Genomic DNA, 16,576 nt, shown 5'->3' with positions numbered 1-16,576 from the left:
GACCAAGGAGGAAGAAGTGGTGAACTCAGAGCGGTCCTGGCGGCCCGCGGTGGTGGATCCGCAGAGCGCGGACTGCCCGGCCGGCCCGGAAGGACTGAGCCAGTACCTGGGCAGAACGGACGTGGGCGAACTGCTCGCCCGGGAGAAGGCCGTGGTCTTCCGCGGGTTCGGCGTGTCGGCCGACTCCTACGACAGCGTGGCGGCCGAACTCCTCCCGAACCGGCTCGCCTACGTCCACGGCAACTCACCGCGGACCAAGGTGGGCCGCAACCTGTACACCTCCACGGAGTACCCGCCCGAGTTCGTCATCAGCATGCACAACGAGATGTCGTACGCCCACAAGTGGCCCACGCGTATCCTGTTCCTGTGCGATCAGGCACCGGCCACCGGGGGCGCGACACCCGTGGTGGACGGGCAGGAGTGGCTGGAGGCCCTCGACCCCGAGGTGCGCACCGCGTTCGCCTCCGGCGTCCGGTACACCCAGAACCTGCACGACGGCATGGGCTTCGGCAAGAGCTGGCAGCAGACGTTCGAGACCGAGGACCGTGGTGAGGTCGAGGCCTTCCTCGACGGGGCGGAAACCGAGTGGCAGTGGCGGCCGGACGGGACCCTGTGGGTCAGCCAGGTGCGGCAGGCGACCCTGAAGCATCCCGTGACGGGGACCGAAGTGTGGTTCAACCAGGCGGACCAGTGGCACCCGGCGGGCCTCGGCGAGGACGCCGCCGCGCTGGCGGACGTGGTGCCCGAGGACGAGCTTCCGCAGAACGCGACGTTCGCCGACGGCAGCCCCATTCCGGGCGAGTACATCACCCACGTCCAGGAGACCGGGATGCGTCTGGCGGTGGACGTCGACTGGCGCGTCGGCGACCTCCTGCTGGTGGACAACATCGCGGCAGGACACGGGCGCCGTCCGTTCACCGGTCGACGCCGGATCCTGGTGGCGATGTCGGACGAAGCCGCCTGAACGACCAGCCGGCCGACACGCGTGTCACCCCCGAGGGGGTGACACGCGTGCGTTCATGAGCTGGTGAGCGGACGTCGGTCCGCCGCCACGCGCTCCAGTTCCGCCACCGCCTCGGTCACATCGGGAAGCGCGAGCATCCGGCGCTGGGCACGGCGTGTCCGGTGGGCGACGGCCTCGTCCCGAAGCACCCGCTCGCAGGTCTTCGCGACGTCGTCCGCGGTCACATCCGGTACCCGCGCACCCAGCGCCAGCTCCTCGACGCGCTCGGCATTGCGCGGCTGATCGCCGAAGACCGGCAGAACCGCCATCGGCACCCCCGCCGCCACAGCCTCCCGGACACTGTTGTAGCCGCCATGGGTCAGCAGCAGTTGGGCGCACCGCAGCAGCAGTGGCTGATCGATGGACTCGACCAGGTGCACATGGTCGCTGCGGTCCTCGTCCCGCACCGGGACACCACCGGTGGCGACCACAGCGACGCAGTCCAGCTCGGCGAGACCGGCCACCATGGCGCCCAGGACGGCCTGCGGATTGTGCTTGCGCCACCGCTCCTCGGGCATGTTCATCCGCCTGTTCTTGAACAGGGGGAGCGCGGTACCGATGGCGGCGAGCACGAGCGGTTTGTTCGTGGGCAGGTCGGCCACCCACGACGGCAGTGAACCGTGCCGGGAAACCGTCGCGGGCTGCTGGTACGCGAAGGTTCCGGGGGTGGGATTGGCGATGAACGAGTACTCGGGCGGCATACAGTCCAGACGCCCGTAACGGAAGATCGCGTACGGATCGTCCCGCGTGGGGATCCCCACTTCGGTGCGCCGATCGTTCATGGGTTTCAGGATGATGGCGGGGTCGAAGACGTTCCCGCTTCCCGAGGGCACCGAGATGTGCGGTATTCCCAGGGTGTCCCCGACCATCGTGGCCGCGAACTCGGTGCCGTCCCTCAGGAACAGTTGCGGGCGGAATTCCCGCGCGATGGGCTCCAGTACGCGATACGCCTCGCTGAGCACGGGGCCGGTGCGCGACGCCGTGCCCGGCGAGGGGAGCACGCCCCGCACCGGAAGGGACTCGCCGGCGAAGACATGGGCCAGCTCAGGGAGGGTCACGATGAGCACCTCGTGTCCCGCCTGGGCGCATGCGCGGGCCAGCGGGAGCATGGCCCGCGCATGGGAAACCTTTCCGATGACGGTGCACAGCACACGCATAAGGGTCTCTCCTGGATTCGCAAGCGACGGTGGTCAATTATCGGTCGGCAGATTCTTCCGTACCGGGCCTGCGGCGGAAAGGGGCAGAACAGCGTACAGCCGCTGTCCAGCCCTACCTCACCCCCACCGGGATAGCGTTCCCTCGATTAGGTGGAGCTGTCCGGTGAGGGAGTCATGGAGCGTTCTCAGACATCCGCTGACGATGCACAGATACTTCCGCTGACCGGTGCGCAAGAAGGCATCTGGTATGCGCAGCAGGTGGAGCCGGATCTCCCTATATTCAGGGCCGCTGATTACCTGGAGATTCGCGGCCGGATCGATCCCGAATTGTTTGAGCGGGCTTTGCGGCAGACGATTTCGGAGGCCGATTCCCTGCATGTGCGGTTCCTCGACACCGAGGAGGGGCCCCGACAGCTGGTGGACCCCGAGCCCGCCTGGTCGTTCCATGTCCTCGACGTGTCCGGTGAGGCGGATCCCCGCGCCGCCGCAGAGGAGTGGATACGGAACGAGACCCACCGGCCGATCGATCTCACCCGCTCGCCGCTGTTCACGCACGCCCTCTTCCGGGTCGAGCCGGAACGCTGGTTCTGGTTCTACAGCTACCACCACATCCTGCTCGACGCCGTGGGCGTGGCCCTGCTCGTGGACCGCACCTCACACCTGTACCTGGCGCTCGCTCAGGGAGCGGCCCACGAACCGCCGCCCTTCGAACCGGTCAGGACACTGCTCGACGAGGAGACCGCCTACCGGTCGTCGGCGGAGTTCACCGAGGACCGGGACTACTGGCTGGCCCGCTTCGCCGATCGGCCCGAACCCGTGTGGCTGTCCGAGTACCCGCTGCCGCCGACGGTACGGGTCGCCCACCGCAGCGACTCGCTGTCCGAAGAGCAGCGCGACGAAGTGGCCGCGGCAGCGGCCGAGTTGGGCGTGGGCAGATCACGGCTGATCATCGCGGCCACGGTCGCCTACATCCACCGGCTGACCGGACGCACGGACATCGTCCTGGGTCTGCCGGTGGCGGCCAGGTCCGGCGAGCGGTCCCGTAAGGTGCCCGGTCTGACAGCCAACGTGGTGCCGCTCAGAGTCCAGGTGGACTCCGCCACGACGGCGGGAGAGCTCCTGGAGCGGACGCGCCGAGCGCTGCGCGAGGCCGTGGGACATCAGCGTTACCGGGGCGAGGACATCAGGCGTGAGCTGTCCATGCACCAGCGGGCCGGCTTCGGACCCATGATCAACGTCATTCCCTATGAGTACGGCACGAGTTTCGCGGGCCACCCGGCCCAGGTGCACAACGTGTCGCTGCGCCAGATGGAAGACCTGGTCATCCTCGTGTTCGACCGGCCGGACGGCAGTGACATCACGGTCGACTTCAACGCCCACACCGATCTGTACAGCGATCCGGAACTGACCGGCCACCACCGCCGCTACCTCTCCTTCCTCGCCCGGATGGCCCGTGCCTTCCGGCAGCCCGGGACGCTCGTGGGACACATCGGCCTGCTGAGCGGCACAGAGGCCGAGGCGGCCGTTTCCCGCCCGGACGCCGACGCCGCGCCGGAGCCCGGAGCTCCGTTGCCCGGGCTCTTCGAGCGACAGGCGCGCACCACCCCCGAGTCCATCGCGGTGGAGTCCGAAGGAACCGAGATCGGCTACGCCGAACTCAACCACCGGGCCAACCGACTCGCTCGCCTGCTGATCTCGCGGGGCATCGGTCCCGAGAGCCGGGTCGCGATCCTGCTGCCCCGGTCCGCCGAATTCGTCGTCGCCGTGCTCGGCGTGCTGAAGGCAGGCGCCGCGTTCGTCTCCATCGATCCGGACTACCCGAGGGCACGTGTCGACCTCATCCTGGAGGACGCCGAGCCCGGATGCGTGCTGGTGCGGTCGGAAACGGCACCCCTCGCCCGGAGTCAGGGCCGGCGGCTGATCGTCCTGGACGACCCCGGCACGGTGACCGACCTCCAGACGCGTGCCCCGCACGACGTGACCGACGCGGAACGGACGGCCCGGCTGGACAGCGCCCATCCCGCGTACGTCGTCTACACCTCGGGCTCCACCGGCCGGCCCAAGGGCGTGGTGGTCTCGCACGCCGGCATCCACGGCCTGTCGACGGTCGGCGTGGAGCGCATGCGGGTCCGCCCGGACAGCCGGGTGCTGCAGTTCGCGGCCATGGGATTCGACGTGATCGTGCCGGAGCTGTGCATGGCACTGCTGTCCGGAGCGACGCTGGTACTGGCCCCGGGGGAGCGGCTGATGCCCGGCGACGCGCTCGCCGAGTTCACCCGTGAGGCCCGTATCACCCATGCGCTCATGCCGCCGTCCTCGCTGGCCGTGATGGACGCCGAACGCGATCTGCCCAAGGACATGACCATCACCGTGGCCGGCGAGGCCTGCCCCGCGGACCTCGCCGACCGCTGGTCGCGGGGACGGCTGTTCCTCAACGCCTACGGCCCCACGGAAACCACCGTGGGCGCCACGGTCAGCCGACCGCACACCGGGCACAGCGAACCGCCGATCGGCGAGGCCATCCCCGGTGTCCGGGTGTACGTACTGGACTCGTCCCTGCAGCCGCTGCCGCCCGGAGTCACCGGCGAGCTGTACATCGCGGGACCCGCACTCGCCCGCGGCTACCTCGGACGTCCCGGGCTGACCGGCGAGAGGTTCGTCGCCCATCCCTTCGGGCTGCGCGGCGAGCGCATGTACCGCACCGGCGACCTGGTCCGGCAGCGTCCCGACGGCCAGCTGCACTTCGTCGGGCGCGCGGACGAACAGGTCAAGATCCGCGGCCACCGCGTCGAACTCGGCGAGGTGGAGGCCGCCGTCCGCGCCCTGCCCGCCGTCGACAGGGCCGTCGTCGTGGCCCGGCCGGACCCGGGCGGGCAGTCGGTGCTCGCGGCGTACGTCGTGCCGGCCGCCGAGGCCGCCTTCGACGCCGCGGCGATACGGGAGGAACTGGTCGCGAAACTGCCCGCGTTCCTCGTGCCCGCGACCGTCACCGCCATCGACGACATCCCCGTCACCCCCCACGGCAAGATCGACCGCCGGGCTCTGCCCGAACCCGAGTTCCTCGGGCGGCGGAACGCCCGGCCGCCCCGTACGGAACAGGAACGCGTGCTGCGCGCGCTGTTCGCGGACGTCCTGGGCCTCGCCGACGTCTCCTCCGTCGGTATCGACGACGACTTCTTCGCCCTGGGAGGGCACTCGCTGCTCGCCGCCCGGCTGGCCCGGAGGATCGGCGCCGAACTCGGCACCGAGTGCGGGATCCAAACGGTGTTCGCCACACCCACCGTGCGTGGCCTGGCCGGCTCGCTGTCGGCCCGGGCCACGGCCACACGCCCCGTCCTCGCCCGGGTCCCCCGTACCGGAGAGCTCAAGCCCTCCTACGCGCAGGAGCGGCTGTGGTTCCTCAACGCGCTGGAGGGCCCCAGCGCCGCGTACAACGTGCCGGTGGCCTTCAGCGTGGACGGCCGGCTGGACCGCGCCGCCCTGCGGTCGGCCCTCGCCGACCTGACCGATCGGCACGAGATCCTGCGCACCGTCCACCGCGACGTCGACGGCCGCCTGGTCCAGCACATCCTCGAACCCGGTCGGGCAGCGGAACTCAGCGTTGTGCCCACCGACGAGCAGGAGCTGCGCGGCAGCCTCGCCGCGGCCGTGGCCGAGCCGATCGACTTCGTCAGCGGGCCACCGCTGCGCGTCACCCTGTTCGCCGTGGCCGAGGACCGGCATGTGCTGCTGCTCCTGCTGCACCACGTCGCCGCGGACGCCGAATCGATCGGCCCCCTGGTCGGCGACCTGCTGGCCGCCTACCGCGACCGGTGCGCCGGACACGCTCCCCGACTCGCGCCGCTGCCCGTCCAGTACGCCGACTTCGCGGCCTGGCAGCGGCGCATGCTGGGCGACGAGGACGACCCGGCGAGCGAGGCCGCACGGCAACTCGCCTACTGGAAGCAGACCCTGGCCGGGCTTCCCGACCAGCTCGATCTGCCCTTCGACCGCCCGCACCCGGCCGGAACCGGACCGGCCCCCGCCGGACTCGTCACCGCCGAGCTCGACCCGGCCCTCCACCGGCGGATCGTCGAGCTGGCCAGGGACGGCGACGCCACCACCTTCATGGTGTTCAACGCCGTCCTCGCGGCACTGCTGACCCGGCTGGGGGCGGGCGAGGACATCGCCGTGGGCGTACCCGTCGCCGGGCGCCCCGACGACGCGCTGGAGAACCTGGTCGGTCTCTTCGCCAACACCCTGGTGCTGCGCACGGACACCGGTGGCGACCCCGGCTTCCGGGACCTGCTGGCCCGGGTCCGCACGGCCGCGCCGGCCGCGTTCGCGCACCAGGACCTGCCCTTCGAGCGGCTCGTCGAGGTGCTCAACCCGCCGCGGTCGATGTCCCGGCATCCGCTCTTCCAGGTCATGCTGTCGATGGACAGCTCCCGCCGCACACCTCCTGCCGTGCCGGGGCTGGAACTCCGACCCGTCGTCGTGCCGACGGGGGCGGCCAAGTTCGACCTGTCGTGGAACATCAGGGAGTCCTTCACCCCCGGGGGCCAGGGCGCCGGGGTGCAGATCGCGCTGGAATACCGGGCCGACGTCTTCGACGAGTCCACGGCGCAGGCCGTACTGGACCGGTTCGGGCGCCTGCTGACGGCCGTACTGGACGACCCGGACACCGCCGTCACGGCGGTCGGGCTCCTCACCGAGGAGGAGACACGGCGCCTGTCGGCCTGGAACGACACGGTGGCCGCCGAGTCACTGGACGACGTCGTGGGCCGGGTCCGGTCGATCGCCGCCGAACGGCCGTCCGCCGTGGCGGTCACCGACGATGAGGGCGACCTCACCTACGAGCAACTCGTCGCCGACGTCGCCGCCCTGGCGGACCGACTGGCGCGGCAGGGCGCCGGACCGGACGGGATCGTCGCGGTGCTCGCCGACCGCGGCCGGTACGCCGTGACGGCGTTCCTGGCAGCTCTGGCCACGGGCGCCGCGTACCTGCCGCTGGACACCCGGGCGCCGGTGGCCCGCTCGGCGGCCCTGGTCACCGATGCCGGAGCGCGGTGGCTCCTGGCCGGCACCCAGCACCAGGAACCGGCCGCGGACGTGGCCGCCGCGGCCGACGGCGCCGTCGACGTCGTACCGCTCGGCGGCGCGGCCGGGCGGGAACCGGGCGACCGTACACCGCCCCCCGCACCGCGAGCCGACCAGCTGGCCTACGTCATCTACACCTCGGGCTCCACCGGCCGCCCCAAAGGGGCCATGGTCCACCACCGGGGCATGAACAACCACCTGCTGGCCAAGACCGAGGACCTCGGTCTCACCGCCGACGACGCCGTGCTCTCCAACGCCCCGCTGACCTTCGACGTGTCCGTGTGGCAGATGATCAGCGCCCTGGTCGTGGGAGGGCGGACCGTGGCCGTAGGATCGCGCACCGCGGCCGACCCGGCCGGGCTGTTCCGCCACGCCGATCGGGAACGCCTCACCGTCGTGGAGGTCGTCCCCTCCCTGCTGCGCGCCGCCCTCGACGGCTGGGAGCAGGACACCGAACTGCCGGACCTCCGGTCGCTGCGATGGCTGGTGGTCACCGGTGAGGAACTGCCGGCCGACCTGGTCCGGCGCTGGTTCGCGCTGTTCCCGGCCGTTCCCCTGGTCAACGCCTACGGGCCGACCGAGTGCTCGGACGACGTGACGCACGCCGTGATCGACGACGCGTCGGCCGCCGTCGCGGAGACGAGGTCGCCCATCGGACGGGCGATCCGCAACACCCGCCTGTTCGTGCTCGACGACCGGCTCATGCCGGTGCCGGTGGGCGTCGAGGGCGATCTGTATGTCGCGGGCACCGGCGTGGGCCGGGGGTATCTGCGCGATCCGGCCAAGACCGCCCACACGTTCGTCGCCGACCCTTTCGCCGCCGACGGCAGCCGGCTCTACCGGACCGGGGACCGGGCCCGTCACCGCCCCGACGGGCAACTGGAGTTCCTCGGCCGCCGGGACGCACAGGTCAAGATCCGCGGACAGCGCATCGAGCTGGGCGAGGTCGAGGCCCATCTGCGGGCCCTGCCCGGCGTGCGGGACGCGGTGGCGTCGGTGCTGCCGGGACCGAACTCCGAACCCCGTCTTGTGGCCCATGTGGTGGGTGACAAGGCCGCCCACACGTTGCACGAGGAACTGTCCGCCGTGCTTCCCGGCCATCTGGTTCCCGCGGCGTTCGTCGCCGTGGACGCGATACCGCTGACACCGAACGGCAAGATCGACCGCAAGGCGCTGCCCGCCCCCGAGTACACCGGCGAAGCCGGCCGCGAGCCGCGCACACCGCACGAGGAGATCGTGGCCGGACTGTTCGCGGAGCTCCTGGGACTCGACCAGGTGGGAGCCGACGACAACTTCTTCGGCCTGGGCGGGCACTCGCTCCTCGTCACCCGTCTCGTCTCCCGGCTGCGGTCGGTGCTCGGCGTGGAGGTGTCCGTCCAGACGGTCTTCGAGTCGCCCACCGTCGCCGGACTCGCCAGGAGGTTCGCCTCCGCCGGTACGGCCCGGGGCCCCCTCGTTCCCCAGGACAGGCCGGACACGCTGCCGTTGTCGTACGCCCAGCGGGGGCTGTGGTTCATCAACCGGCTGGACGCGACCGCGGGCATGTACAACATCCCGCTGGTGGTACGGCTGTCCGGAACGCTCGACGTGACGGCGCTGGAGCAGGCGCTGGCACACGTGGTCGACCGGCACGAGACCCTGCGCTCGGTCTTCCCCGGGACCGACGGCGTTCCCGCCCAGGTCGTCCTCGACCCCGCTGAGGCCAGGCCCCGCCTGGACGTCGTTCAGGCCGGGTCCAGCGACCCCTACGAGCTCGTCGCCGAGGCGGCCGGCCAGGGCTTCGACCTCACCACACAGGTGCCCTTCCGAGCCCGCCTCCTGGTGGTCGCCCCGGACGAGCACATCCTCGTGCTCGTCGCACACCACATCGTCAGCGACGGCTGGTCGACCGCGCCCTTGGCACGCGACCTGTCGCTGGCCTACCAGGCCGCCCTGTGCGGCGAGCGGCCCGAGTGGTCGCCGCTGCGGGTCCAGTACGCCGACTACACCCTGTGGCAGCGGCAGCTCCTCGGGGAGGAGACGGACCCGGAGAGCACCATCTCCCGCCAGACGGCCTACTGGCAGCAGGCGCTGCGGGACCTTCCGGAAGAGCTGCGCCTGCCCACCGACCGTCCTCGGCCCGCCGTGCCCACCCACAGCGGCGGCGGCATCCTGTTCACGCTGGAGCCGGAACTCCATCGCGGACTGCTGGCGCTCGCCCGCGAGCACGGCGCCACCCTCTTCATGGTGCTGCACGCGGCTCTGGCGGCGCTGCTCACCCGGCTCGGGGCCGGCACGGACATCCCCGTCGGCGGTTCCGTGGCAGGACGTACCGACCCGGAGCTGGACCCGCTGGTCGGATTCTTCGTCAACTCCCTCGTCCTGCGCGTGGACACGGACGGAGACCCGTCCTTCCGCGACCTGCTGGAGCGGGTCCGGCGTACGGACATCGCCGCGTTCGGCAACCAGGACGTGCCGTTCGAGAGGCTGGTGGAGGTCGTCAACCCGCGGCGTGCCCTGGCCCGCCACCCGCTGTTCCAGACCAAGCTGGTGCTGCAGGACGCGGCCGGCCCCGACGTGCGCTTCCCCGGACTGCACGCCGCGGTCTGGGACCTGGAACCGGAGATGGCCAAGTTCGACCTGCTCTTCACCCTGACGGAGCAGTTCGGAACCGAAGGCGAACCGGTCGGTATCGCCGCCGCCACGACATACTCCGCCGACCTGTTCGACCGGTCCACGGCCGAGACACTCGTCGCACGCTTCGTGCGGCTGCTCTCGGCGGCCCTGCGCACCCCCGAGCTGCCCCTCAGCCGCCTGGATCTGCTGGGCGCGGACGAACGCCGGGAACTGCTGGTGGCCCGCAACGCCACGACCCGCCCGGAACCCGGCACGACCCTCCCCGCGCTCTTCGAGCGGCAGGTCGCGCGCACGCCGCACGCACCGGCCGTCGTCAAGGGCGGCCTCACCCTCACCTACGCCGAACTCAACGACCGGGCCAACCGGTTGGCCCGGCTGCTGCTGCACGACGGCGTGACGTCCGGAACCCTGGTGGCGCCGGCCCTGCACCGGTCGGCCGACGCCGTGGTGGCGATGCTGGCGGTGGGCAAGGCGGGCGCCGCCTATCTGCCGCTCGACCCGGACCAGCCCGGTGACCGGGTCCGGCAACTGCTCGACGACGCGCGGCCGGCCCTGGTCCTCACCACGCGGAGCGTCCGGCACGACATGGCGCCGCACCCGTCGGCCCGGACGCTGGTCCTCGACGACCCGGACACCGAGGCCCGGCTGGCACAGCAGCCGGGGCACGATCTGAGCGACGACGAACGCACCGGCCCGGCCTCGCCCCGGGACGCCGCCTATGTCATCTACACCTCCGGCTCGACCGGCCGCCCCAAGGGCGTGGTGGTGGAGCAACGGTCCCTGGCCGACTACGTACTGCACTGCGTCGCCTCGTACCCGGGCCTCGCCGGACGGACGCTGCTGCACTCCCCGCTCTCGTTCGACCTCGGACTGACCGGCCTGTACGGCAGCCTGCTGGCCGGCGGCTGCCTGTACGTGGCCGACCTCGACGAGCGGCTCTCGGTGCCCGGCGGCCTGACGTTCGCGAAGGTCACCCCCAGCCATCTGCCCCTGCTCGACGCCCTGGCCGACTCCTGCGTCCCCACGGCACAGCTGGTCGTCGGCGGCGAGGCCCTGCACGGCGCACAACTCGCCGCGCTGCGCTCCCGGCAGCCCGGGCTGGAGGTGGTCAACCACTACGGGCCGACCGAGACCACCGTCGGCTGCCTCGACCACCGCATCCCGGCGGCGGCCGAAGCACCGGACGGGCCCGTCCCGCTGGGGCGGCCGATGGCCAACACCCGGGTGTACGTGCTGGACGCCGCGCTGCAGCCGGTCCCGGACGGCGTGGCCGGAGAACTGTACGTCGCGGGAACAGGAGTGGCCCGCGGCTACCTCAACCGGCCCGGGGCGACCGCGGAACGCTTCCTGGCCGACCCCTACGGCCCGCCCGGATCCCGTATGTACCGGACGGGAGACCGGGTCCGCTGGACCACCGCGGGACCCCTGGAGTTCCTCGGCCGCACCGACGACCAGGTCAAGCTGCGCGGGTTCCGGATCGAACCCGGCGAGATCGAGCACACGCTGCGTTCGGAGTTCCCCGGAGTGCGGCAGGCGGTTTGCGTCGTACGCCAGGACCGGGCCGGTGACCGGCGGCTCGTGGCCTATGTCACCTCGGACGCCGAGACCCCCGACACGATCCGTGCGCGCCTCGCCCAGTCGCTGCCCGAGTACATGGTGCCCTCCGCGGTCGTCGTGCTGGACCGGCTGCCGGTCACGGCCAACGGCAAGACGGACGTCGCCGCACTGCCGGCCCCCGAGGCGACCGGCGGCCAGGCCGTCCGGGCCCCGCGCACCCCGCAGGAGGAGATCCTGTGCGGCCTGTTCGCCGAGGTGCTCGGACTGCCGCAGGTCGGCGTGGACGACGACTTCTTCGAGCTCGGCGGTCACTCGCTGCTGGCCATGCGGCTGCTGAGCCGGATCGCCACCGCACTCGGCGCCCGCGTCGGGGTCAAGGCGCTGTTCGACGCCCCGACCGTCGCCGGGATCGCCGCGCGGCTGTCCGACTCCGGCAGCGACCGGCCCCCGCTGGTCCCGGCCGACCGGCCGGACCGGGTGCCGCTGTCCTACGCACAGCGGCGCCTGTGGCTCCTCAACCGCATCGAGGGACCGAGCGCCACCTACAACGTGCCGCTCGTTGCGCGTCTCACCGGTGACCTCGACCGCGCGGCGCTGGCGGCCGCCCTGCACGACGTCGTCGGCCGGCACGAGAGCCTGCGCACGGTCTTTCCCGAGACGGACGGCGTGCCCCGGCAAGAGATCCTTCCCCCGGGCACCGCCGCACCGCTGTTCGAGGAGCAGCGCGTGCCCGCAGGAAAGCTCGACGAGGCCATCACCGAGACGGTCCTGCGCGGTTTCGACCTGAGCACACAACTCCCGGTGCGGGCCCGACTGCTCGTCCCGGACGACCCGACGAGCGGTGCGGCACACGACCGCGGGGAAGACACCGCGGTCCTCGTCATCGTGCTCCACCACATCGCCAGCGACGGATGGTCGCTCGGTCCTCTGCTGCGCGACCTGTCGCAGGCGTACACCGCGCGCCACGACGGCCGGGCACCGCGCTGGGCGCCGCTGCCGGCGCAGTACGCGGACTACACGCTCTGGCAGCGCCGGGTCCTGGGCGACGAGAGCGATCCGGACAGCCTGCAGTCCCGTCAACTCGTCTACTGGACCGCCGCGCTCGACGGCCTGCCGGAGGAACTGGACCTGCCCACGGACCGCCCGCGGCCCCAGACCGCGAGCTCCCGGGGAGACGCGGTCTCGTTCTCACTCGACGCCGACACCCACGACGCCCTGCGGGCACTGGCCACCGCGAGCGGTGTCAGCGTCTTCATGGTGTTCCAGGCGGCGCTGGCGGCGCTGCTGACCCGGTCGGGTGCGGGCACGGACATTCCGATCGGGGCTCCGATCGCGGGCCGTACCGATGACGCGCTGGAGGACCTGGTCGGGTTCTTCGTCAACACGCTGGTGCTGCGTACCGACACCTCGGGCGATCCGACCTTCCGTGAGCTGCTGGCCCGGGTCCGGGAGACCGACCTCGCCGCCTACGCCCACCAGGAACTGCCCTTCGAGCGGCTGGTGGAGGCGATCAACCCCGCACGGTCCCTGTCCCGCCACCCGCTGTTCCAGACCATGCTGGTGCTCCACCAGGGCGACGAGCCGGAGTTCCCGCTCCCCGGACTCCGCACGCGGGCGGAGAACCCCGAGGCCCATGTGGCCAAGTTCGACCTCTCGTTCACTCTCCGGGAACGGCGTACCGAGGACGGCGCTCAGGACGGGATCACCGGAAAGATCGAGTACTCCGTGGACCTGTTCGACCGGTCGTCGGTGGAGTCGTTGGTGGCTGGGTTCGTGCGGTTGTTGGGATGTGTGGTCGCGGATCCGGGTGTGCGGGTCGCGGATGTGGTGTTGGTGGGGGAGGGGGATCGGAAGGAGCTGCTGGCGGCGTCCACCGGTGTGGTGCGGGCGGTGCCGGATGCGCTGGTGCATGAGTTGTTCGAGGAGCGTGCGGCGGGTGCGCCGGATGCACCGGCGGTCTCCGACGGCGGGCGTGAGTGGTCGTACGGGGAGGTGAACGCGCGGGCGAACCGACTGGCGCGGTTGTTGGTGGCGCGGGGTGTGGGGCCGGAGTCGTTGGTGGCGTTGGCGGTGCCGCGGTCGGTGGAGATGGTGGTCGCGGTGCTGGCGGTGTTGAAGGCGGGTGGGGCGTATCTGCCGGTGGACACGGCGTATCCGCGGCAGCGGATCGGCTCCCTGCTGGGTGATGCGTCTCCGGTGTTGGCGGTGACGGTGTCGGAGACGGTGGAGGTGTTGCCCGAGGCGGTGGCGAGCCGGTGCGTGGTGCTGGACGAGGCCGGGACCGTGGCGGAGCTGGCCGGTCTCGCGGAGGGGGACCTGGCCGCCGGTGAGGTGCCGGGTCGGCCGAGCAGTGGCAGTGCGGCGTATGTGATGTACACGTCGGGGTCGACGGGGCGGCCCAAGGGTGTGGTCGTGGAGCACCGGTCGGTGGTGAATCTGGTGCTGGCGCGGATCGGCCCGTATGGGATGGGGCCGGGTAGCCGGGCGTTGCAGTTCGCGTCGTTGGGTTTTGACGCGGCGGTGTCGGAGGTGTTCACGCCGTTGGCGGCGGGGGCGTGTCTGGTGTTGGGGCCGGCGGACATGCTGGTTGCGGTGGGGGAGCTGCCGGGGTTGCTGACGGGGTTGGGGGTGACGCATGCGACGTTGCCGCCGGCGGTGGTGGATCAGCTGCCGGTGGGTGCTCTGGCGGGTGTGGTGACGTTGGTGGTCGCGGGCGAGGCGGCGCCGCCGGGGCTGGTGGCGCGGTGGGCGTCGGGCCGGCGGATGTTCAACGCGTACGGGCCGACGGAGACGACGGTGTCGTGCACGATGGCGGGTCCGTTGCCGGCGCGCGAGGGCGTGCCGCCGATCGGTCGTCCGCTGCCGAATGTGCGCGGGTATGTGCTGGACGAGCGGTTGCGTCTGGTGCCGCGCGGGGTGCCGGGGGAGTTGTATGTGGCGGGTGCGGGGGTGGCTCGGGGGTACCTGGGCCGGTGCGCGCTGACCGCTGAGCGGTTCGTCGCCGACCCCTTCGGTGCCGTGGGTGAGCGGATGTACCGGACGGGGGATGTGGTGCGGTGGCGCCACGACGGGGAGCTGGAGTACCTCGGCCGCTCCGATGACCAGGTGAGCATCCGTGGTTTCCGGATCGAGCCGGGCGAGGTGGAGGCGGCTCTGGCGGCCGCGCCGGGAATCGCTCAGGCGGTGGTGGTGGTGCGTGCGGACCGCCCCGGCATCCGGCGGCTCGTGGGCTATCTGGTGCCCGCGCGGGGCGTGGACGTGGAGGTGGCGGCAGTGCGGGCGCATGTGCGGTCGGTCCTGCCCTCCCACCTGGTGCCTGCGGCACTGGTCGTCCTCGACACGATCCCACTGACCGTCAACGGCAAGATCGACAAGGCCGCGCTTCCGGCGCCCGAGACGGCGCCCGAAGCCGGGCGTCCCCCGCGGAACGCACGGGAGGACATCCTGTGCGAGCTGTTCGCCGATCTGCTGGCGGTGTCCGACGTCACGATCGACGACAACTTCTTCGCCCTCGGCGGCGACAGCATCGTCTCCATCCAGCTGGTCAGCCGCGCCCGGACGGCCGGCCTCGTGTTCACGCCGAAGGACGTGTTCCAGCACCAGACGGTCGTCGAACTCGCCGCCGTCGCCACGCAGGAGACGCCCGGTGCGTCCGGTGCCGCACTGACCTCGCACGCCGAGGGCACCGGCTCCGTACCGGCCACGCCGATCATGGAGTGGCTGCGGGAGCTGGGCGGCCCGGTCGAAGGGTTCAACCAGTCCGTGCTGCTGCGGGTACCGGCAGGACTGACACTGGAGTCGCTGGTCACGGCCGTGCAGGCGGTGCTCGACCGGCACGACATGCTGCGCTCACGGCTGGACCGGTCCGGTCTTCCGCAGTGGAGGCTGGAGGTCCCGCCCACCGACGGGACGGGTGCGCGGTCCTGCGTACGACGCGTCGATGTGTCCGAGTACGAGGCCGGCACACCGGTCACGGTGATCGAGGAGCACGGTGAGGCGGCCCGCGGCGAACTCGACCCGGAGGCCGGGGCCATGGTGCGGGCCGTCTGGTTCGACGCGGGCCCGCAGCGCCCCGGACGGCTGCTGCTGGTGATCCACCACCTGGTCGTGGACGGGGTGTCCTGGCGGATCCTCGTCCCCGATCTGATGGAGGCGTGGCTCGCCGCCGCGCAGGGGCACCCCTTCACCCTGGAGCCCGTGCGCACCTCGTTCCGCGCCTGGGCCGAGTCGAACACCGACCGGGCGTGCGCCGCGGAGACCGAGGCCGAACTGCCGCTGTGGCAGGAGATGACGGCCGGACAGGATGCACCGCTGGCCATCCGGCCGCTCGACCCGGCGAAGGACGTCCGAGTCACGGCCACGCGTCATACGACCGTTCTGTCCGCCGAGCGCACGGCCGCCCTGCTGACCACCGTCCCGGCGGCCTCGGGCGCCAGGACCGACGAGGTGCTGCTGACGGCGCTGGCGCTCGCGCTCGCCGAATGGCGGCGGCACCGCGGCACCGGCACGGGCAGCAAGGTGCTGCTGCACCTGGAGGGGCACGGCCGGGACGAGACCGGAGCGGCCGACCTGACCCGTACGGTCGGCTGGTTCACCGCGATGTGCCCCCTGCGGCTCGATCCCGGAGTGCGGTGGCACGAGCTCCGTGCCGGTGGCCCTGCCGCCGGGACCGCACTGCGGCGGGTCGGCGAACAGGTCCGCGCCCTCCCCTCCAAGGGGCAGACGTACGGTCTGCTGCGCCATCTGAACGCCGCCACCGCCAGCACACTCGCCGCCGCACCCGTACCGCAGATCGCCTTCAACTACCTCGGCCGGGCGAGGGCGGGCGACACCGGGACCAGCGGCTGGGCCGTGGCACCCGAGAACGTCCACATCCCCGCCATGGACGCCGGGATGCCCTTCGCCCACTGCCTGGAGCTGAACGTCATCGCCCGCGACACCGAGGACGGCCCGCAGCTGACCGCCACCTGGTCCTGGCCCGGGAACCTCTTCGACGCGGGGGAGATTTCCACGCTGACCGAGCTGTGGATCGAAGCACTGGACGCGCTGACGGCCCACGCCGACAGCGGCGACGACCCGGCCGCCTCCACGCCGTCCGACCTCGTACTGGTGGACCTCCTCCAGGACGACATCGACGAACTTGAATCCGACTGGAGGATGTGAC

General features: G+C 71.8%; 3 protein-coding genes. 2 read left to right on the top strand and 1 reads right to left on the bottom strand.

Going from position 1 to position 16,576, the window contains the following annotated elements:
• Positions 1 to 16: 16 nt before the first annotated feature.
• Complete coding sequence (locus tag ACZ44S_RS08685; protein ID WP_466926026.1) at positions 17 to 964, top strand: TauD/TfdA family dioxygenase; 948 nt, start codon at positions 17 to 19, stop codon at positions 962 to 964.
• A gap of 53 nt (positions 965 to 1,017) precedes the next feature.
• Here ACZ44S_RS08685 and ACZ44S_RS08680 read toward each other — a convergent pair whose 3' ends face one another.
• Entirely contained in the window at positions 1,018 to 2,061 is a 1,044-nt protein-coding gene (locus tag ACZ44S_RS08680; RefSeq protein ID WP_466926023.1) for a glycosyltransferase, read from the bottom strand.
• A gap of 273 nt (positions 2,062 to 2,334) precedes the next feature.
• On the opposite strand from ACZ44S_RS08680, the gene ACZ44S_RS08675 reads away from it, so the two are divergent.
• Positions 2,335 to 16,575, top strand: a complete 14,241-nt coding sequence (locus ACZ44S_RS08675) for an amino acid adenylation domain-containing protein (protein ID WP_466926022.1) — start codon at positions 2,335 to 2,337, stop codon at positions 16,573 to 16,575.
• Position 16,576 lies beyond the last annotated feature (1 nt).

The organism is Streptomyces malachitofuscus (genome assembly GCF_055571035.1).
This window is presented reverse-complemented; position numbering and strand designations above follow the sequence as displayed.